Source organism: Pseudomonas sp. GW821-FHT02A08 (genome assembly GCF_059422045.1).
Genome location: NZ_JBWKWD010000051.1, coordinates 19,490 through 39,430 on the forward strand (window position 1 = coordinate 19,490; position 19,941 = coordinate 39,430).

Sequence of the window (19,941 nt, forward strand, 5' to 3'; positions counted from 1 at the left end):
GCGGCGACGCTGACCGTGAACACCAGCAGGCCGCTCGTGGCCGTACGCCCTTCGACCACCGCACCATTGAGCGACAGGTTCACCGCCTGGCCCGTCTCCGTGTCCGTCAATCCGCAAGCCCCCGCCACCACGCCCAGTGCATAAGTCAGCGTGCCAGCCCCATCGGCGCCAAACGCCGAGTTGAAGTTGGCGGCAAAGCTCTGGTTGGCGTCGGTGCCCAGTACTGTCTCGTCCACCGTCAGCGTCGGCTCTGCGCCGGTGATGCTGATGCTCGGCCCGTCGTCATCGAAGATGATCCTGGAGCCGATTTCGGCTTTCGAAACGGAGGCCTGGACCAGCGTGAAACCACCGATATCAAAATCGGCGTGCTCATTGCCCTTGGCATTGACGGCCGCCCCGTTCTCGACGAGCACGCGGTTGTGGTCCGACGTAGTGGTGTATTCAATCTGGTAGCCGGCTTTGACACCGGTGATGGTTGCAACCCCTGCTGCGAAGCTGATGGTAATGGCCGGATCATTCACCGAGCCGTTCGAATTCTCGATCACCTGCCCGATACTGTTGAAGACACGAACATTGGTGATGGACACCGACGCATCATTGCCATACCCATTGATGAAATTCACGCCAGGCTCGGCAGCGGTGCTGAATGCGCTGACCCTCACCACGGCACTCTTGCCGCTTTGCAGCTGCACAATGTCGAAACTGGCCGATTTCGCATTGAAGACGCCAGTAAAATCGACGTTGGATTCAACATCGGCTTCGTTCTGGTCCAGGTTGGGAATGGTCACATTCTGCCTGGCACCCGTGACGAACGAAAAGCGGATGCCCTCTTGCTCCACAATCATCTGATTGTTGGTGCCGAAGGTGGTCGGCCCCCCCGCCTGGCTGGTATTGATCGTGTCGCCAGTCGTTATATTGAAGCCGCTTGACTGGTCTGCCGGGTCCTTGCCAGTGGCGATGATGGTGGGATCCGTGATCCGCAACACACCACCGACATCGACAACGTTCGGGTTCGCCTTCGTGAACATCAGGAACAGGTTCTGACCGGAGGGTGCGTTAGCCAGACTGAATTCCAGGTCCTGGCTGGCGCCGACGAAAACCTTATCCGCCAGATTGAGCGAATCATCGGCATTCGTCATGACGGGATGTTTGAGCGGTTGGTACTCCACAGTCCAGATCTTGCCGCCCGTAACCGGCGATCCGGTTTCTTCAATATAGGCAGCGAACACGATTGCGCCGGTTGCGCTCCCGGCTCGGCCCAAGACAATGTTGTTGTTCGTATCCGTATAGAGAAGGATGCTGGTGCCATCGAGGGTATCGAGCCCGCTGTCCAGGCCATTGAGCGGTGCGCCAGAGCTGCCGACGAAGCTGATATCGGTAATGCTCGCTCCGGGGTCAGCGGTGATGGTGAATGCATTGCTGCCAGTGTTGCCAACGGCACCGGTATAGCCACTCAAAGCCGCGCCCGTTGCGGTACCTGCCCCCAGAGCAGTCAAACGGGTAGTGAAGGTCGAAGGCAGGGACGCCACCAGAATATCGTTGTCGTCAACGTCCCCAGCAGGGGCTGGAGTGGCAGTGGCGTTCTGCAACCCGGCCGTTTCGTCCAGCGTGACGTCCTCGCCGGTCGCAACGACGCCCAAAACGCTGTCCGTAAACGAGGCTGTCGCCACGGCGTCGTCACCCGTGCCGACCACGCCATCGGCGCCCGCAGCGGCCGCGGTGAGCAGAAACGTAGCGCCTGCCGAGTCGTCGGGATTCACGTACCACGAGGTGGTGACACTGCCGTTGACCTGGCCGTCGAGATCGCCTGCGCCGCCGTCGGTCACGGACCAGGGCTCGTGCCCCGCGCCGGTGTTGGTATCGAGCACATCGTCGGGCGTGCCCCACACACCATCCGCACCAGCACCGATGGCGTGGTCCACTTCGAGCGTCACTGTGCTGCCGGCGGCGAAACCGCTGGCCGTGATAATGGCAGTGCTGCCGGGGGCGTAGTCTTCAAGGTTGGTGGTGACGGTCGGAATGTAGGTAAAAGTCCAGTCGTGGTTGACGGGTGAAGGATGGTCAACGGCGTTACTGGCCAGGTCATTCGTTGGCGATGAGGTTTTCTTGCGCATAGTCATGACTTTCTCCTGAGCGGGTCCAGTCATCGGGGGTCGACCTTGGACCATTTTCTGATCTATTGGTCACAACTATGAACAAGCACCACAGGCGGCACATCGGCGGATACTCCCAGACGGGATGGGAGATTCAGACTACGTGGGAGAGGAGAAGGAAAGTCGCGAGGGTAGAGTGGGTGGCTTCGATAAATCCCGGGCACCTGAATTTGTCGAACTTTATCTACGAGTCGCGAAAAGGAAGCGTTGAAACAGGCGGGGAGATGCGAAATATGGTGTCCCAGGGCAGGTTCGAACTGCCAACCTTCCCCTTAGGAGGGGGATGCTCTATCCAATTGAGCTACTGAGACACAGGTTGACCGCGACGATACGCGGTGCAATGGACGGCGTGCATGTTAACGGCCGGGCCGGCTTTTGTCATGTCGTCCGTAGGCTTTTTAAGTGTAGGCAGACGCCTTGACCGGGTGCGGACCTGTTTACCGTGCAAATTGCATCACTGCAAAAAGCCATCATTGCAAAATGCAATATGACGTTTTACCAAAAATAACTTAATTCATTGTTTTTAAAGAATTTAATTGCCGATAGACTCTGGCATGCGAGCTGCTTCTGCTGTTCTTACAGAACAACCGAGGCCCGCCCCAATGAAGAGCGCCCTTTCACTCTCCTATGCCATCGCACTGGCGGTTTTAGCGGGAGTTCATTTTGTTCCCGAGAGCAGCGCTACGCAGGTTGCCCAACGTATGCCGCATTACCTTCAGATGCATAAGGCGCCGCAGCTGGCAGTGACCAGCGACCGGCACGGCTTTGTCAGCCAGGAAAACATCCTGATGCCAGCTCCGCCTGCCGAACGATTGGTATTTTGAATGACCCTCACCAGGAGTACAGCATGTCCAGATCAGCCGCGAGTTTCTTCATCCTCGCCTTGTTGAGCGGCATTTTTCATCTGTCATTGACCCAGGACATGGTCGTCACCCTCCCCCTGATCGCCTGTGGCGTATTCAGCGCGCTGTTCGTGCTCGCAATGATCGCCGGGCGCAAGATCAAGTTTGATCCGGTTCTGCGTTGATCCCGACATGGCAGACCCGTTGCAAGGGCCTGCCATCCATCCTGAATTCACCCCCTCCATACGACTCCCCCTAGTAAATCGGCCATTTGCCACTATTCTGTAAAAAGTAAGGAACAGGGATCGAGTTCACTTTTTCCTGCCCGCCGGAAACCTTTCGTCGGGTGGAGAAAGCACGAAGTGATACGGCCTGGTCGAACTTTTCAAACCAGTCCGCATTTCTGATAATTGGTGCTGGCAGAACGCCTTTATCCAGTTCAATATTTGTCACAGAATTGACGCCAAGGATATGGCTATTTTGAGGCATGATGCGCGCCACTATCAATTCAGGTTGAACATTTGGTCAGAGCGCTTGTCCTACCAGACATCCTGCGGCCAATCCCGAAAACCGCTCCCCTGAACTAACCGGTTAAATATATGCGCCCATTGAAACAGGCAATTTATTCCAGCCGTACGGCTGACAAGTTCGTCGTACGTCTGCCAGACGGAATGCGTGAACGCATTGCCGAGGTGGCTCGCAATCATCATCGCAGCATGAACTCCGAAATCATTGCACGCCTTGAGCAGAGTCTTATTCAGGAAGGCGCACTGGGAGAAGAGTTGAGCATGCGCCTGGACAGCCCGGAGCTTTCCCTGCACGAGCGGGAATTGCTGCAGCGCTTCCGCCAACTCTCCCATCGACAGCAGAACGCCCTGGTTTCGCTGATCGCCCATGACGCTGAAATGGCCGCCGACGCGTCCTGATTCAGCCAGAAAGCCCAAGCCAGCCTGATCGCTGGCTTTTTTTTGGGTTCTTTCACTGGTTTAAGCATGGGCACGGCTCCTACAGCTTCCCAGGAATGCGTGAAGAACCTTTTTTTGCCTGAAATCCGGGCACAAAAAACCCGCCAGAAGGCGGGTTTTCAGTGAACAGGACGTCAGAGCAGGAAAATTGTCGCCAACCCCAGGAAGATGAAGAAGCCGCCGCTGTCGGTCATGGCCGTGATCATCACACTGGCACCCATCGCCGGGTCGCGCCCCATCTTCGCCAGGGTCATCGGGATCAAAACCCCCATCAACGCCGCCAGCAACAGGTTGAGCGTCATCGCGGCGGTCATCACCACACCCAATGACCAACTGCCATAGAGCAGGTAGGCAACCACACCGATCACCCCGCCCCAGATCACGCCATTGATCAGCGCTACCGCCAATTCCTTGCGCATCAGGCGCGAGGTGTTGCCGGTGCTCACCTGGTCCAGCGCCATGGCCCGAACAATCATGGTGATGGTCTGGTTACCCGAGTTACCACCGATCCCCGCCACGATCGGCATCAACGCCGCAAGCGCCACGAGTTTCTCGATCGAGCCTTCAAACAAACCGATCACCCGAGAAGCCACGAACGCGGTAATCAGGTTGATCGCCAGCCAGGCCCAACGGTTACGCAGGGATTTCCAGACCGACGCAAAAATGTCTTCTTCTTCACGCAGACCCGCCATGTTGAGAACTTCGCTTTCGCTCTCTTCACGGATCAGGTCGACCATTTCATCGATGGTCAGACGACCGATCAGCTTACCGTTCTTGTCGACCACGGGCGCCGAGATCAAGTCGTAACGCTCGAACGCCTGGGCAGCATCGTAGGCGTCTTCGTCCGGGTGGAAACTCACCGGGTCGCTGGCCATCACCTCGGCAACCTGTTTGTCGGGGTCGTTGACCAGCAAACGCTTGATCGGCAACACGCCCTTGAGGACGCCGTCGTAATCGACCACGAACAGTTTGTCGGTGTGGCCCGGCAACTCCTTGAGACGGCGCAGGTAACGCAAGACCACTTCAAGGCTGACATCCTCACGGATGGTCACCATCTCGAAGTCCATCAACGCACCGACCTGCTCCTCGTCGTAGGACAGTGCCGAACGCACGCGCTCGCGTTGTTGCTGGTCCAGGGTCTCCATGAGCTCATGGACGACGTCTCGCGGCAGCTCGGAGGCCAGATCAGCGAGTTCGTCGGCGTCCATGTCCTTGGCCGCCGCCAGGAGCTCGTGATCGTCCATGTCGGCGATCAGCGATTCACGGACCGAATCGGATACTTCAAGGAGGATGTCGCCGTCACGATCGGCCTTGACCAGCTGCCATAGCGTCAGACGATCGTCCAGCGGCAAGGCTTCAAGGATATAGGCGACGTCGGCGGAGTGCAGGTCATCGAGCTTGCGTTGCAACTCGACGAGGTTCTGCCGGTGGACCAGGTTCTCGACCCGGTCATGATGCGGGCCTTCCTGGCGGTGAGTCAGGTCTTCTACAACTCGTTGGCGCTGCAGCAACTCGACCACCTGGGCCAGGCGATCCTGCAAGCTTTCCTGCGTTTTCTTTACTTCGATTTCAGACATAGGCGAACTCCACTCCCAGCAGCGGGGCACGCCGGAAGGATCAATCAGTCAATTCATGATTGGTGAAACGGGGTACTGAGTAACTACTGGGTAAGTCCATGGAGGTATTCCACAAGCCCCGGCGGGGCTGACGGGCGCAATGATACACCGCCTGACGGTTTTAAACGTTAAAAAATCTCGGCTGAAACAAGCGCTTGCACAACAAACCTGAGCATCGTCCTGATCCAGGAAAATGCGACGACGCATCCAGAAAAGAAAACACACCTCCTTTTCGAAAATTGTAGTCGCTACCCTTGAAAAGGAACGTCACGGAGGACGCCGGGGAGCGTGTAGAGACGATCATCAATCAGCGAGTGGTCGCCGGCATGAGCCAGCAAGACGTCGAAAGCGCCCTCGGCAAGCCGGACAGGATCAGTATTCGCAATTCAGCCACAAGCTAGCGCTACGACACCTGGCGAGGTCGTAGCGCAAACGTGGAGTTCGACGAGGGGGGCAGCAGAAAGGAAAAACCAAATTCCAGACGGCAAAAAGCCCGCATGAAATGCGGGCTTTCTGTTGTATGGTGCACTCGACAGGATTCGAACCTGTGACCGCTCGGTTCGTAGCCGAGTACTCTATCCAGCTGAGCTACGAGTGCAATTTGTGTTTTTAGACCAGATCACAACTGGTTGAAGCCAAGTTACCTGCATTGCTGCAACTAACTCTTAAATGGTGCACTCGACAGGATTCGAACCTGTGACCGCTCGGTTCGTAGCCGAGTACTCTATCCAGCTGAGCTACGAGTGCACATTTGTTGCCGCGCATTATAGGCCGTCTAATCTCTATGTCAAACACTTTTTCTAGTAATTTCAACAACTTACCGAAGAAGCCAGATTACAACGTACTAAGCAAATAATGGCGGAGAACGGGGGATTCGAACCCCCGACACCCTTTTGAGGTGTACTCCCTTAGCAGGGGAGCGCCTTCGGCCACTCGGCCAGCTCTCCGCAACACGGGGCGTATATTAACCAGCTTCTTCCCCGTTTGCAAACATAAAAAACGATAAAAATTAATGGCTTGGTTCTTCGTCCTTCTCTTTCTTGATACGCAGGTAAATTTCTTCCCGGTGAACAGCTACCTCTTTGGGGGCATTAACACCGATGCGCACTTGATTTCCTTTGACGCCGAGCACGGTCACGGTGATTTCGCCATCACCGATAATCAGGCTTTCTGCGCACCGACGAGTCAGAATCAGCATACCTTTCTCCTCACGCATTACATTTCAGGGACAACAGTCTGCAAAAAAAAGGCACTCGACCCACAACCGGAGCGGTCGCAGCCCTACATGCCTGAGTATTGACTAGCGCGAGCAAAAGAACAGCCTCGGGGGTCACGCCATTCAAAAAAACAAAAGGCGCGGTCAGACCGCGCCTTTTGGCAAACGCATCACTCGCCCTGGCGGGCCGGCGCGTCCAGTTCGAAAGCCGTGTGCAGAGCGCGCACAGCCAGCTCCAGGTACTTCTCTTCGATCACTACGGAGACTTTGATTTCCGATGTCGAGATCATCTGGATGTTGATGCTTTCCTTGGCCAGGGATTCGAACATGCGGCTGGCCACGCCTGCGTGAGAACGCATGCCAACGCCGACGATCGACACCTTGGCAATCTTGGTGTCGCCAACGACTTCACGGGCACCCAGTTCGCTAGCGGTTTTTTCCAGCACGGTTTGCGCCGCCTGGTAGTCATTGCGATGCACGGTGAAGGTGAAGTCTGTGGTGTTATCGTGCGCAACGTTCTGCACGATCATATCGACTTCGATGTTCGCGGCACTGATCGGACCGAGAATCTTGAATGCAACGCCCGGGATGTCTGGCACGCCACGGATGGTCAGCTTGGCTTCATCGCGGTTGAAAGCGATACCGGAAATGATCGGCTGTTCCATGGTTTCCTCTTCATCAATAGTAATGAGGGTGCCCGGACCCTCCTTGAAGCTGTGCAGTACGCGCAGCGGAACGTTGTACTTGCCGGCGAACTCGACCGCGCGGATCTGCAATACCTTGGAACCGAGGCTGGCCATTTCCAGCATCTCTTCGAAGGTGATCTTGTCCAGGCGCTGAGCCACGGACACCACACGCGGGTCGGTGGTGTAGACGCCGTCGACGTCGGTGTAGATCTGGCATTCGTCAGCCTTCAGGGCTGCCGCCAGCGCCACACCGGTAGTGTCGGAACCGCCACGACCGAGGGTGGTGATGTTGCCGTGTTCGTCGACGCCCTGGAAACCGGCGACCACCACCACACGACCTGCCTTCAGGTCACCACGAATCTTCTGGTCATCAATCTGCAAGATACGCGCTTTATTGTGCGCGCTATCCGTCAGAATCCGCACCTGGTTGCCGGTGTACGACACCGCCGGCACGCCACGCTTGATCAGCGCCATGGCCAACAGGGCAATCGTCACCTGCTCACCGGTGGAGACGATCACGTCCAGCTCACGCGGAACCGGTTGGCCGTCGCCACTGATTTGCTTGGCCAGATCGATCAGACGGTTGGTTTCGCCGCTCATTGCAGACAGCACAACCACCAGGTCATCGCCGGCATCGCGGAATTTCTTAACCTTGTCGGCGACCTGCTCGATTCTCTCGACAGTGCCGACCGAGGTGCCTCCAAATTTCTGTACGATCAAAGCCATTTCAAAGCCGCCTCTGCCCATGAAGGGCGCCCAAATAATCACTCAAACAGCGTTGCGGCCCGCCACTGGACGACGAGCCGCAAGCACTGCCTTATAGACCCTGCTCTACAAACGGAACAGTCAGGGCCAGTGCCGCGTCCAGTGCGCCAGCGTCGGTACCACCGCCCTGCGCCATGTCTGGACGACCACCGCCCTTCCCGCCCACTGCCGCAGCGGCTTGCTTCATCAAATCACCGGCTTTGAGTTGGCCAGTCAGGTCTTTGGTTACGCCTGCAACCAGAACGACCTTTTCCTCATGGACACTGCCGAGCAGGATCACTGCGCGGCCGAGTTTGTTTTTCAGTTGATCGACCAGCGCCAGCAGCGCCTTGCCATCCTGACCGTCCAGACGCACGGCCAGCACTTTCACGTCCTTGACGTCCAGCGCCTGGGCCGACAGATCGTCGCCCGCGGCACTGGCTGCCTTGGCTTGCAACTGCTCGAGTTGCTTCTCCAGCAGACGGTTGCGCTCCAGCACAGCCGACAGCTTGTCGATCAGGTTGTCACGGCTGCCCTTGACCAGGCTGGCCGCTTCCTTGAGTTGTTCTTCCGCCGCGTTCAAGTAGGCCAGCGCCGCGGCACCGGTGACTGCCTCGATACGACGCACGCCCGATGCCACACCGCCTTCGCTGATGATTTTCAGCAGGCCAATGTCGCCTGTACGGTTGGCGTGGATACCGCCACACAGCTCGACGGAGAAATCGCCCATGCTCAGTACACGCACGTTGTCGCCGTATTTCTCGCCGAACAGCGCCATGGCGCCTTTCTGCTTGGCGGTTTCGATATCGGTCTCTTCGGTTTCAACCTCGGAGTTCCTGCGGATCTCGGCGTTGACGATTTCTTCCAGCGCCTTGATCTGCTCAGGCTTGATGGCTTCGAAGTGACTGAAGTCAAAACGCAGGCGCTGGCTGTCGACCAACGAGCCTTTCTGTTGAACGTGATCGCCCAGCACCTGGCGCAATGCAGCGTGCAGCAGGTGAGTCGCGGAGTGGTTCAACGACGTGGCGTGACGCACCTCGGCGTCAACGTGGGTCTCGACCGGCGCACCGACGATCAGGCTACCCGAATCCAGGATACCGTGGTGCAGGAATGCACCGCCGGTCTTGGTGGTATCACGCACGTCGAAACGCGCGCTGCCCGCCTGCAGGTAACCGCAATCGCCGACCTGGCCACCGGACTCGGCGTAGAACGGCGTCTTGTCGAGAACGATCACGCCCTCGTCGCCTTCGCTCAATACGTCGACCGACTGGCCATCTTTATACAGCGCAACGATTTTTGCCAAACCACGGGTATCGGTGTAGCCGGTGAACTCGGTGTCCACATCGACCTTGACCAGGCTGTTGTAGTCCATGCCGAAGGAGCTGGCGGAACGGGCACGGACGCGCTGGGCTTCCATCTCGCGTTCGAAGCCTTCTTCGTCAATGGTCAGGCTGCGCTCGCGAGCGATGTCGCCGGTCAGGTCCATCGGGAAACCGTAGGTGTCGTAGAGTTTGAACACCACGTCGCCCGGCACCACGTCGCCCTTGAGTTCAGCCAGATCCTGTTCGAGGATCTTCAGGCCCTGCTCCAGGGTCTTGGCGAATTGCTCTTCTTCGGCCTTCAGCACGCGTTCGATGTGCGCCTGCTGGGATTTCAGCTCCGGGAACGCCTCGCCCATCTCGGCGACCAGGGCCGCGACGATCTGGTAAAAGAAGCTGCCCTTGGCGCCCAGCTTGTTACCGTGACGGCAGGCGCGACGGATGATCCGGCGCAGCACGTAGCCACGGCCTTCGTTGGACGGCAGCACGCCGTCGGCGACCAGGAAGCCGCAGGAACGGATGTGGTCAGCCACCACTTTCAACGAAGCCTGGGCGTCGTTGGTGCAGCCGATGGCCTTGGCCGAAGCGCTCAGCAGGCTCTGGAACAGGTCGATTTCATAGTTCGAGTGAACGTGCTGCAGCACGGCACTGATCCGCTCCAGGCCCATGCCGGTGTCGACCGACGGCGCTGGCAACGGGTGCAACACGCCATCGGCGGTGCGGTTGAACTGCATGAACACGTTGTTCCAGATTTCGATGTAACGGTCGCCGTCTTCTTCCGGCGAGCCCGGTGGGCCACCCCAGATGTCGGCGCCGTGATCGTAGAAAATCTCGGTGCAAGGACCGCACGGGCCGGTATCGCCCATGGTCCAGAAGTTGTCGGAGGCGTACGGCGCGCCCTTGTTGTCGCCAATGCGCACCATGCGCTCGGCCGGAACGCCGACTTCCTTGGTCCAGATGTCGTACGCCTCGTCATCGCTGGCATAGACGGTGACCCAGAGCTTTTCCTTCGGCAGGTTCAGCCACTTGTCGGAGGTCAGGAAGTTCCAGGCGTAGCTGATGGCATCACGCTTGAAATAATCACCGAAGCTGAAGTTACCCAGCATTTCGAAGAAAGTGTGGTGACGAGCGGTATAACCGACGTTTTCCAGGTCGTTGTGCTTGCCGCCGGCGCGCACGCATTTCTGGCTGCTGACGGCGCGGGTGTACGCGCGCTTTTCCTGGCCCAGGAAGCAGTCCTTGAACTGGTTCATCCCCGCGTTGGTGAACAGCAGGGTTGGGTCGTTGCCCGGAATCAAAGAGCTGGAGGCTACACGGGTGTGGCCTTGCTCTTCGAAGAAGCGAAGGAAGGCTTCACGGATTTCTGCGCTTTTCATTAGGTTCTTCCACGGAGGCTGCGGCCAAAGGCCTGTTCGAAACGTCAACAGACGAAGCGACGGCAAAGGGCCGCATTATATCGGCCCTGCGCGCGGGGTACAGCGTGTTTATACGATAGAAACGGTCAATTGGAGCGCTAACGCTATCACTTGCGCGAAAAGTCGACGAATGTCGCGACGACTTGCTCGATTTGCCCACGGCTGACGTCCATGTGCGTGACCATGCGCAAACGCGCGGCCGCACTGAGCTTGATCCCGCGCTCGGCGGCAAAGGCCTTGAGCGCTTCGGCCTGGTCGCCCATTTGCACATATACCATATTGGTCTGCACCGGCTCGACCTCGAAGCCCGCAGCACGCAGGCCTTCGGCCAGCCACTGCGCGTTGGCATGGTCGTCGGCCAGGCGCTGAACGTTGTGATCCAGTGCATACAGGCCCGCCGCCGCGAGAATACCGGCCTGACGCATGCCGCCACCGACCATCTTGCGCAAGCGCCGGGCCTTGCCGATCAACTCAACCGAGCCGCACAGCACCGAACCGACCGGTGCGCCCAGGCCTTTGGACAGGCACACCGAGACGGAATCGAAATACCGGGTGATTTCCCGGGCATCCACACCCAGTTTCACTGCCGCGTTGTACAGACGTGCGCCGTCCAGGTGCAGTTGCAAGCCGTGTTTGCGGGTAAAGCTTCGGGCCCGGGCCAGGTATTCCAGTGGCAGGACCTTGCCTTGCATGGTGTTTTCCAGCGCCAGCAAACGGGTGCGGGCGAAATGGAAGTCGTCCGGCTTGATCGCGGCGGCAACCTGCGCCAGGTCCAGCGAACCATCGGCCTGTACTTCCAGCGGCTGTGGCTGGATCGAACCCAGCACCGCTGCGCCACCCCCTTCGTACTTATAAGTGTGGGCCTGCTGGCCGACGATGTACTCGTCACCGCGCTCGCAATGGGCCATCAATCCCAGCAGGTTACTCATGGTGCCGGTCGGCACGAACAGCGCCGCGGCAAAACCGAGCCGTTTTGCCAATTCAGCTTCCAGACGATTGACCGTCGGATCTTCGCCATACACGTCGTCGCCGGTGGCGGCTTTGGCCATCGCGTCGAGCATGCCGGCGCAGGGTTGGGTGACGGTGTCGCTGCGAAGATCGATAACGCTCATGAAACTGGCCTCGGTAAGCAGGGGAAATCCCTTTCAGGAAAGAATTACTGCGGGCATGGCGACGATTAATCAACCCTTGAATGAGTAAAAGGCGAATTGCGCCCATGTGGGAGCGGGCTTGCTCGCGAAGACGGATTAACATCCAACGCAAATGTCGACTGTCAGTCCGTCTTCGCGAGCAAGCCCACTCCCACAGGTTCCACACCTTGACTGGCCGGTATTGGCCATGCGCATACCGCAAATATGTGATAAAAACGCTGCGCCGCCAAACATTCCGGCGGCAAAAAACGTTCTCAGGGCGGGGTGCAACTCCCCACCGGCGGTAATTGCGCGCAATGCGCATAGCCCGCGAGCGCTTGATGGCAGCACGGCTTCGGCGGTGCCTGACAGCAAGGTCAGCAGACCCGGTGTGATCCCGGGGCCGACGGTCATAGTCCGGATGAAGAGAGAACGGGATTGACGCCGCCTGGCTCTATACCAAAGCGCCGTCCGTAGGCACTCGTGCCTGCGTACCCTCAGATCCCCTTCGATTCATAACGCCCTGTTTTTCACACAAACAGGAGTCAGAACATGCAACCCACCGCTATCGACAGCAAAAGCAAACACCATCAGGGCGAGCGCGTCGCGTTCATCCAGGCCTGCTGGCACAAGGAAATCGTCGATCAGAGCCGTAAAGGTTTCCTCGCCGAAATGATTGCCCAGGGTTATCAGGAGTCCGACATCGACTTCTTCGAAGTCGGCGGCGCCTTTGAAATGCCCCTGCACGCCAAGTTGCTGGCCAAGACCGGTCGTTATTCCGGCATCGTCGCGGCAGCCCTGGTGGTGGACGGCGGCATCTACCGTCACGAGTTCGTCGCCCAGTCGGTGGTCAGCGGCCTGATGCAGGTGCAACTGGAAACCGAAGTGCCGGTGTTCTCGGTGTCCCTGACCCCGCACCACTTCCATGCCGGCGAAGAGCACCAGAAGTTCTTCTTCGAGCATTTCGTGCATAAAGGTCAGGAAGCGGCGAAGACTTGCGCGGATACGCTGATGAAGATCCGTTCGCTACGTCGCACTGAACCGCGCGCAGTAGCGGTCTAAAGGCGAAGTGAGGTCTATGGCCTCACCCAAAACCAAATGTGGGAGCGGGCTTGCTCGCGAAAGCGGTGTAACAGTCACATCGATGCTGGATGTGCCACCGCCTTCGCGAGCAAGCCCGCTCCCACAATGGCTTGGTGTTGTGCTTAAGCCAGGTTCTCGTCGGTAGTCGGCACGACCAGGATGCCGGCACGCAAACCATTCTTCACCTTGGGGTTCGGGAAGATGATCCGGGCGCCCTCCTCCTCGATGATCCAGCGGGTATTGGCGATGTCTTCCGCCAGCAGGTAACCCACTTCCAGCTCCGAAAAGTTCTCGATGTCCGCCGGCAGGTTCAGGCGGAAGCTGTCGCTGTGCTTGATGATTTCCCGCGCCACGCTGTACAGCTGCAAACCGTCCAGCGCCTCCTCAGTCAGTTCCGGCTCGGTGCCCTCGATGATCTGCTTGAGGCGTATCTCCAGCAGCGACACGTTGACCCCGGCGTTCTGCCCGAACGGCCGTGCCTTGCCCAACTCCAGGGTAAAGGCCTCGGCACCGAGCTTGTCGTAGGTGTAGGCGCTGAACACGATGGACGGTTTGTTCTGCAACAACACCGCTTCCATGCCGGCAGCACGCAGGCGTGCCAGTTCCTGACGCGAATGCTGGCGGTCTTCCTTCCACGGATACAGGGCGAACTGCTCGATTTTCGAGCCACGAATCGCTGTGTGCAGGTCGTAATGCAGACGCTGACGATCCGGCAGGCTGAAGAAACTCGCCGCCAAACGCTCAAGTTCACAGGCACGCAGGGCTTCGGAGCCGCTGCTTTGTTCGTGACGGCCATTGAACAGCCGATTGACGTCCTGCTCGACGAAACGCTCGCCCTTGCGAATCGCTTCCGGGTTGCCGAACAGGAACAGAATACGTGCGCGCGGCTTCAGGTCGCCGCGGGCAATGTCGTGCAACAGGCGATCGAGCAACTCGATCGGCGCTGTTTCGTTGCCGTGGATCCCTGCCGACAGCAGCAGGTCCAGGCCATTGTCACGCGCTTCCGGTGGCCGGACTTCCAGCGCACCTTCGCTCAACCAGCGCATGCGCACGCCTTCGACAGTCAGTTGAGTCTTCTCCGCCGGTTCGCGGCCGGCGAGGGTCAGTTCAAGCAGTTTGCCGAGGGCGAGCATAGAGCGGATTCCTTAGTGGTCGTGGTTGCAATCCGGGCCGTGAACATGTTCCTCGTCGTCGCCGAGGTCAGCCGGTTCCATCTCCAGTTGCAGACTTACCAGATTAGTCGCCAATGGGCGCAGCAGCAGGTTGGCGTATTCGGCATCGCCTTCTTCGACGTCCACGCCGATCAGCAACTGACCACGGCCATCCTGCTGGATCCACAGCTCTTTGCCTTGCCACAGGACCGCGACGCGGGTGCAGACAGTCTCCAGTTGCTTGCCGTCGGTGTCTTCAAGGATCAGCTGCAGGGAATCGCTCATGTTTTACGCTCTCGTTTGAGATGAAGCGGTGCGCCGCCCTCTCGGGCAGTGCACCGTCGATCAATTGATCTGGAATGGATAAACCGCGCCCAGTTTAAGGATTTGCGTCAGTTCATCCAGTGCCGTCCGGCACTCAAGCAGCAATTGCGGGTCCGCCAGATCGTTTTCGGTCATGCGGTCGCGGTAGTGCTTCTCGACCCATTCGGTCAGTGTGCCGTACAACGGTGCCGTCATGATAACCCCTGGGTTGACGGCCGCCAGTTCGGTTTCGTTGAGTGCGACGCGCAACCGCAGGCAAGCCGGGCCACCGCCGTTCTGCATGCTCTGCTTGAGATCGAAGACTTTCACTTCGCGGATCAGGCCGCCGGCGCTGGTCAAACCCTGCAAGTATTGCCAGACACGCTCGTTGCCACGGCATTCTTCCGGCACGATCAACAGCATGGAGCCGTCAGGGCGCGACAGCAGCTGGCTATTGAACAGGTAGGAACGAACGGCATCCTCCACGCTTACCGCGGAACGCGGTACGCAGACTGACTGAAATTTCCCGCCAACCTTGGCGAGTTTGCTCTGCAGTTCCGCGAGCATTTTCTCGGTCTCGAGGAACGCATCCTCGTGATAGAACAGCACTTCACCATTACCGACGGCGATCACGTCGTTGTGGAACACGCCCTGATCGATCACCGACGGGTTCTGCTGGGCGTAGACCACGCCGTCATCGCTCAAGCCGTGCAGTCGGGCAACGGCCTGGGACGCTTCGAGGGTCTGGCGCGCCGGGTACTTCTGCGGTGCCGGGTAGCGGGTGTCGAACGCGCTGCGACCGAACACGAAGAACTCGACACCGGCTTCGCCGTATTCACGGCAGAAACGGGTGTGGTTGGCCGCGCCTTCGTCACCGAACTGCGCCACGGCCGGCAAGGCGGCGTGGTGAGCGAAGTGTTTCTGATCAGCGAACATCGCACCCAGCACGCGGCTGGTGGTCGGGTGTTCGATGCTGCGGTGATATTTGCAGTTGAGGTTGGCAGCGGTGAAATGCACACGGCCGTCAGCGGTGTCAGCGCTCGGGCTGACGGTGGCGGCGTTGGCCACCCACATGCTCGAGGCCGAGCAACTGGCCACCAGCAGCGGCATCGCGTCTTTGGCAGCGCGCTCGATCACTTGAGCGTCGGTGCCGCCAAAACCCAGGCGACGCAGTGCGGCCACATCCGGGCGCTCCTGCGGTGCCAGCACGCCTTGCTGGAAACCCATTTCCATCAGCGCTTTCATCTTCGCCAGGCCTTGCAGCGCTGCTTCCTTGGGGTTGGAAGACTGCTGGCTGTTGCTCTGGGACGCGACGTTGCCGTAGGACAGGCCGCCGTAGTTATGGGTCGGCCCCACTAGACCGTCAAAATTGACTTCATAGGATTTCATCAGCGAGGCTCCACGAAAATCTGTTGTTATAGGCATCAATAAAAATGACTGGAATGCAATCTGTGTAGCAGCTGCCGAAGGCTGCGTTCGGCTGCGCAGCAGCCGCGATTGCGGTATCCATGATTCTGATCCGCAAACACGGTGTACCGATTTACGACTGCTTCGCAGCCGAACGCAGCCTTCGGCAGCTGCTACATAAAGCCCTACGAAAGCTTCACACCTGGGGTCAGCGCGCTTGGCAACACCAGGCTCGGCGTTTCCAGCGAGGCCACCGGGTACGCGCAGTAATCCGCCGCGTAGTAGGCGCTGGCGCGGTGGTTGCCCGAGGCGCCGACGCCGCCGAACGGCGCGCTGCTTGCGGCACCGGTCAGCTGCTTGTTCCAGTTGACGATACCGGCGCGGCTTTCCAGCCAGAATTGCTGGTAACGCGCTTCGGAGTCCGACAGCAGACCGGCGGCCAAGCCGTACGCGGTGTCGTTGGCTTCAGCGATCGCCGCTTCAAAATCAGCGTAGCGGATCACCTGCAGCAACGGGCCGAACAGCTCTTCGTCAGGACGATCGGCAACGGCGCTCACGTCCAGGATGCCCGGTGTCAGCAAGGCCGATTGAGCCTGAGGCTGAGTCATTTCCAACAGCGCCACGGCGCCATTGGCCAGCAGGTGTTCCTGCGCATCCATCAGTGCTTTTGCAGCGCCAAGGGAAACCACCGAGCCCATGAACGGCGCCGGCTGTTGATCGAAGGCACCGACTTCAATTGTCGCGCTGACGGCCACCAGGCGCGCCAGCAGCGAGTCGCCCCAGGCGCCCTGCGGCACCAGCAAGCGGCGGGCACAGGTGCAACGCTGGCCGGCGGAGATGAACGCCGACTGAATGATGGTGTACACCGCGGCATCGAGGTCGGCGACCTGATCGACCACCAGCGGGTTGTTACCGCCCATTTCCAGCGCGAGAATCTTGTCCGGACGACCGGCGAATTGCTGGTGCAGGTGATTGCCGGTACGGCTGGAACCGGTGAAGAACAGGCCGTCGATGCCCGGGTTCGCCGCCAGGGCGATACCGGTTTCGCGAGCGCCTTGCAGCAGGTTCAACACGCCCGCCGGCAGACCGGCCTCGATCCAGCACTTGACCGTCAGTTCGGCCACTTTCGGTGTCAGTTCGCTTGGCTTGAACAGCACGCTGTTACCCGCCAGCAGTGCCGGCACGATGTGGCCGTTCGGCAGGTGACCCGGGAAGTTGTAAGGACCGAATACCGCGACTACACCGTGGGGCTTGTGGCGCAGCACAGCGGTAGCGTCGCCCAGCGGGCCGCTCTTCTCGCCGGTACGTTCGCGGTAGCTCTGCACCGAGATCGCGATCTTGTTGACCATGCTGGTGACTTCGGTCGCCGCTTCCCACAGGGGTTTGCCGGTTTCCTCGCCGATGGTGCGGGCCAGTTCGTCCGCATGATTCTTCAGCGCGGCAGCAAAGGCTTCCAGCACCGAGATACGCTCTTGCAGGGTACGCCGCGCCCAGCCCGGGAACGCCTGACGCGCCGCCTGCACAGCCGACTCGACCTGAGCGGCGGTGGCACCGACGCCGGACCACAGCACCTGCTGGGTCACCGGGTTCAGCGACTCGAAGGCTTCGCCCTGACCTGCCAGCCATTCACCTGCAATGTAAAGCGACTTCATTATTTCGACTCCCGAGCTGCGGACAACGCCACGGCGCGCACTTGATCGCCAGCGTTGAGTTGAAGACGTTTGGCGGTCTGCGGATCGACCACCAGGGTGCCGGCGGCCAGACGTGCCGGCGCAGCAGTGATGCGGCAGTCCTCGCGCTTGCGGTTGTGGATGATGAATGGCGTGGCATCGTCACCCGGTGTGCCGACGGCCAGCACCAGTGCCTGGCTGTCACGCACGGCGCGGATCTTGCCGGTTTCGCACTCGATCGCAGGACCTGCGTCGAAGATATCGACGTAACCCTGGTAGCTGAAACCTTCGCTCTTGAGCATGGCCAGTGCCGGCTCGGTGTCCGGGTGAACCTGACCGATCACGTTGCGCGCATCCAGCGACAGGAAGCAGGTGTACAGCGGGAATTTCGGCATCAGTTCGGCGATGAATGCCTTGTTGCCCACGCCGGTCAGGTAGTCGGCCTGGCTGAATTCCATCTTGAAGAAATGCCGGCCCAGGCTTTCCCAGAACGGCGAACGCCCGGCCTCGTCGGAAACACCGCGCATCTCGGCAATGATCTTATTGCCGAACAGTTGAGGGAATTCGGCGATGAACAGCATTCGTGCCTTGGACAGCATGCGGCCATTGAGGCCGCTGCGGTAATCGGCGTGCAGGAACAGCGAGCACAGCTCCGAGTTACCGGTCAGATCGTTGGCCAGGAACAGTGTCGGGATTTCACGATAGATGTTCAGCTCTTGGGAAGCGCTAACGGTCAGACCGACCCGGAAGTTGTACCAGGGCTCACGCAGGCCGACGGCGCCGGCAATGGCGGAAATGCCCACCACGCGACCGTCGTCATCTTCGAGCACGAACAGGTAGTCCGCATCGCCCCGCCCGGCTTCGCCGCGAAAGGTCTTCTCGGCCCAGCCGACCCGGTGGGCCAGCCGCTCTTCGTTGGCCGGCAAGGTGGTCAGGCCGGTGCCGGTGCTGCGGGCCAGGTCGATCAGAGCGGGTAAATCGCTGCTGCGTACGGGACGAACGATCATGCTATCTCCTCAAACGGGCCGCTTGCGCCACCCGTGAAACTCGCTGCTTTCTAAGCATTCTTTAAAGCAGGTGTTAAACCGCCACCAGGCGCACGCTGGCACCTTCACCGACGCCCAGGGCTTCGGCCGCTTCCAGATCCAGGGTCACCGGTTTGCCCGGCGCGTAATCGAGCTCGAGCATCACAGCGCGGTAATCCTGCAACTGGGCATTGGCGACCAGGTACTGGCGACCGACACCTTTAACCGGCTCGCCGATCTTCACCGGCACCACGCGGCTCTGGGCGATCGAGCGGATCCCCGAGACGCGGGCATGCAGGGTCGGGCCGCCGTCGAAAATGTCGATGTAGTGATCGGTTTCGAAGCCTTCGCGCATCAGGATGTCGAAGGTGATCTGCGCCCGCGGGTGCACCTGGCCCATCGCTTCTTGCGCGGAGTCCGGCAGCAGGGGCACGTAGATCGGGTAATGCGGCATCAGTTCGGCGAGGAACGTACGGCTCTTCAGGCCGCACAGACGCTCGGCTTCAGCGTAGTTGAGGTCGAAAAAGTTGCGCCCGATGGCATCCCAGAATGGCGAGTCGCCGTTTTCATCGCTGTAACCGACGATCTCGGTCACCACCGAATCGGCAAAACGCTCCGGATGGCTGGCCACGAACAGCAAACGGCCACGGGAATTGAGTTCCGACCACGGCGAACCCACCAGATCGCGCTGCACGTAGAAGCTGGTCAGCAAGCTGTTGCCGGTCAGGTCATGGCACTGCGAGAGCACGTGGATCTTGTTGTGAATCTTCAGCTCACGCGAAGCGTGCACGAACGTTTCGTTGCGGAAGCTGTAGAACGGCTCGGAATAACCGGCCGATGCCACGATGGCCGAGCAACCGACCAGCTTGCCGGTGGCAGAGTCTTCGAGGACGAAAAAATAGCTTTCCTCACCGTTGAAACTCACTTCGGCGGCGAACGAAGCTTCGCTTGCCGCGATCTTGTCGCTCAGGCGTTCAACGTCATCCGGCAAGGAAGTGACACCAATCGGGCTGTCCGCAGCCAGACGCTGTACCTCGCCCAGATCAGCCATTTGCGCGGGGCGCATCACCAGCATGGTGTCACTCCTTAATCTCAGAACTTACAGAAGAAAAATCCCGGGCCTACACAGAGATCAGTGTGGGAGCGGGCTTGCTCGCGAAAGCGGTGGGTCAGACAGTAAAAATGTTGACTGATACACCGCTTTCGCGAGCAAGCC

At 59.4% G+C, this 19,941-nt stretch carries 18 protein-coding genes, 4 tRNA genes, 1 pseudogene and 1 riboswitch; of the genes and pseudogenes, 5 read left to right on the forward strand and 18 right to left on the reverse strand.

Features of this window, described 5'->3' with window-relative positions; genetic code table 11:
- Both AC07W4_RS25630 and AC07W4_RS25635 read right to left on the reverse strand, forming a co-directional pair.
- On the reverse strand, nt 1–2,120 hold a 2,120-nt coding region (locus AC07W4_RS25630; RefSeq protein WP_495034439.1), incomplete at its 3' end, for a DUF5801 repeats-in-toxin domain-containing protein.
- Nucleotides 2,121–2,387: 267 nt separating this feature from the next.
- Nucleotides 2,388–2,464 (reverse strand) — tRNA-Arg (locus AC07W4_RS25635).
- A 291-nt stretch (nt 2,465–2,755) separates the two neighbouring features.
- On the opposite strand from AC07W4_RS25635, the gene AC07W4_RS25640 reads away from it, so the two are divergent.
- Together AC07W4_RS25640 and AC07W4_RS25645 are read left to right on the forward strand one after the other, a co-directional pair.
- Nucleotides 2,756–2,977, forward strand: a complete 222-nt coding sequence (locus AC07W4_RS25640; protein ID WP_495034440.1) for a hypothetical protein — start codon at nt 2,756–2,758, stop codon at nt 2,975–2,977.
- A gap of 23 nt (nt 2,978–3,000) precedes the next feature.
- The gene (locus AC07W4_RS25645; RefSeq protein ID WP_495034441.1) at nt 3,001–3,180 is read left to right on the forward strand and encodes a PA3371 family protein; all 180 of its coding nucleotides are present in this window, start codon (nt 3,001–3,003) and stop codon (nt 3,178–3,180) included.
- A gap of 70 nt (nt 3,181–3,250) precedes the next feature.
- Here AC07W4_RS25645 and AC07W4_RS25650 read toward each other — a convergent pair whose 3' ends face one another.
- Nucleotides 3,251–3,484, reverse strand: coding sequence for a hypothetical protein (locus AC07W4_RS25650; protein ID WP_081498073.1), 234 nt, complete (start codon nt 3,482–3,484; stop codon nt 3,251–3,253).
- A 110-nt stretch (nt 3,485–3,594) separates the two neighbouring features.
- Between AC07W4_RS25650 and AC07W4_RS25655 the strand changes: the two genes are divergently transcribed.
- On the forward strand, nt 3,595–3,921 hold the full coding sequence (locus AC07W4_RS25655; RefSeq protein ID WP_003178899.1) for an Arc family DNA-binding protein: 327 nt from the start codon (nt 3,595–3,597) through the stop codon (nt 3,919–3,921).
- A 173-nt stretch (nt 3,922–4,094) separates the two neighbouring features.
- Here the strand turns inward: AC07W4_RS25655 and mgtE are convergent, their stop codons facing one another.
- Complete coding sequence (gene mgtE / locus AC07W4_RS25660; RefSeq protein WP_008049571.1) at nt 4,095–5,537, reverse strand: magnesium transporter; 1,443 nt, start codon at nt 5,535–5,537, stop codon at nt 4,095–4,097.
- Nucleotides 5,538–5,854: 317 nt separating this feature from the next.
- On the opposite strand from mgtE, the pseudogene AC07W4_RS25665 reads away from it, so the two are divergent.
- A pseudogene (locus AC07W4_RS25665) lies at nt 5,855–6,072 on the forward strand (cell envelope protein SmpA); the annotation flags it as partial.
- A 25-nt stretch (nt 6,073–6,097) separates the two neighbouring features.
- On the opposite strand, the gene AC07W4_RS25670 reads toward AC07W4_RS25665, so the two are convergent.
- The 7 genes from AC07W4_RS25670 to ltaE form a co-directional block, all read right to left on the reverse strand.
- A tRNA-Arg gene (locus AC07W4_RS25670) sits at nt 6,098–6,174 on the reverse strand.
- Nucleotides 6,175–6,246: 72 nt separating this feature from the next.
- Nucleotides 6,247–6,323: transfer RNA gene (locus AC07W4_RS25675), tRNA-Arg, on the reverse strand.
- Between the two features lie 109 nt (nt 6,324–6,432).
- A tRNA-Ser gene (locus AC07W4_RS25680) sits at nt 6,433–6,523 on the reverse strand.
- Nucleotides 6,524–6,585: 62 nt separating this feature from the next.
- Nucleotides 6,586–6,774, reverse strand: coding sequence for a carbon storage regulator CsrA (gene csrA, locus AC07W4_RS25685; RefSeq protein WP_002554426.1), 189 nt, complete (start codon nt 6,772–6,774; stop codon nt 6,586–6,588).
- Nucleotides 6,775–6,962: 188 nt separating this feature from the next.
- The gene (locus AC07W4_RS25690; protein WP_008049566.1) at nt 6,963–8,204 is read right to left on the reverse strand and encodes an aspartate kinase; all 1,242 of its coding nucleotides are present in this window, start codon (nt 8,202–8,204) and stop codon (nt 6,963–6,965) included.
- 91 nt (nt 8,205–8,295) lie between these two features.
- The gene (alaS, locus tag AC07W4_RS25695; protein ID WP_008049565.1) at nt 8,296–10,917 is read right to left on the reverse strand and encodes an alanine--tRNA ligase; all 2,622 of its coding nucleotides are present in this window, start codon (nt 10,915–10,917) and stop codon (nt 8,296–8,298) included.
- A gap of 146 nt (nt 10,918–11,063) precedes the next feature.
- A complete protein-coding gene (ltaE, locus tag AC07W4_RS25700; RefSeq protein WP_495034442.1) occupies nt 11,064–12,068 on the reverse strand; it encodes a low-specificity L-threonine aldolase in 1,005 nt (334 codons plus the stop codon).
- Nucleotides 12,069–12,353: 285 nt separating this feature from the next.
- Nucleotides 12,354–12,524, forward strand: a riboswitch (FMN riboswitch).
- Nucleotides 12,525–12,638: 114 nt separating this feature from the next.
- On the opposite strand from ltaE, the gene AC07W4_RS25705 reads away from it, so the two are divergent.
- Nucleotides 12,639–13,148: a 6,7-dimethyl-8-ribityllumazine synthase gene (locus AC07W4_RS25705; RefSeq protein ID WP_008049562.1), complete on the forward strand. Its 510-nt coding sequence runs from the start codon at nt 12,639–12,641 to the stop codon at nt 13,146–13,148.
- Between the two features lie 143 nt (nt 13,149–13,291).
- On the opposite strand, the gene astE is transcribed toward AC07W4_RS25705, so the two are convergent.
- The 7 genes from astE to aruF all read right to left on the reverse strand — a co-directional run bounded on the left by astE (nt 13,292) and on the right by aruF (nt 19,800).
- A complete protein-coding gene (astE, locus tag AC07W4_RS25710; RefSeq protein ID WP_495034443.1) occupies nt 13,292–14,302 on the reverse strand; it encodes a succinylglutamate desuccinylase in 1,011 nt (336 codons plus the stop codon).
- A 12-nt stretch (nt 14,303–14,314) separates the two neighbouring features.
- Entirely contained in the window at nt 14,315–14,605 is a 291-nt protein-coding gene (locus AC07W4_RS25715; RefSeq protein WP_495034444.1) for a topoisomerase II, read from the reverse strand.
- A 60-nt stretch (nt 14,606–14,665) separates the two neighbouring features.
- The gene (astB, locus tag AC07W4_RS25720; protein ID WP_495034445.1) at nt 14,666–16,012 is read right to left on the reverse strand and encodes an N-succinylarginine dihydrolase; all 1,347 of its coding nucleotides are present in this window, start codon (nt 16,010–16,012) and stop codon (nt 14,666–14,668) included.
- The gene (locus AC07W4_RS25725; RefSeq protein WP_495034446.1) at nt 15,999–16,133 is read right to left on the reverse strand and encodes a hypothetical protein; all 135 of its coding nucleotides are present in this window, start codon (nt 16,131–16,133) and stop codon (nt 15,999–16,001) included. The genes astB and AC07W4_RS25725 overlap by 14 nt, the downstream gene beginning before the upstream one ends.
- 82 nt (nt 16,134–16,215) lie before the next feature.
- Nucleotides 16,216–17,685 (reverse strand): succinylglutamate-semialdehyde dehydrogenase, encoded by a 1,470-nt coding sequence (gene astD / locus AC07W4_RS25730; protein WP_495034450.1) that lies wholly within the window; start codon nt 17,683–17,685, stop codon nt 16,216–16,218.
- Nucleotides 17,682–18,707: an arginine N-succinyltransferase gene (astA, locus tag AC07W4_RS25735; RefSeq protein WP_495034447.1), complete on the reverse strand. Its 1,026-nt coding sequence runs from the start codon at nt 18,705–18,707 to the stop codon at nt 17,682–17,684. The genes astD and astA overlap by 4 nt, the downstream gene beginning before the upstream one ends.
- A 73-nt stretch (nt 18,708–18,780) precedes the next feature.
- Complete coding sequence (gene aruF, locus AC07W4_RS25740) at nt 18,781–19,800, reverse strand: arginine/ornithine succinyltransferase subunit alpha (RefSeq protein ID WP_007971023.1); 1,020 nt, start codon at nt 19,798–19,800, stop codon at nt 18,781–18,783.
- Between the last annotated feature and the right edge of the window lie 141 nt (nt 19,801–19,941).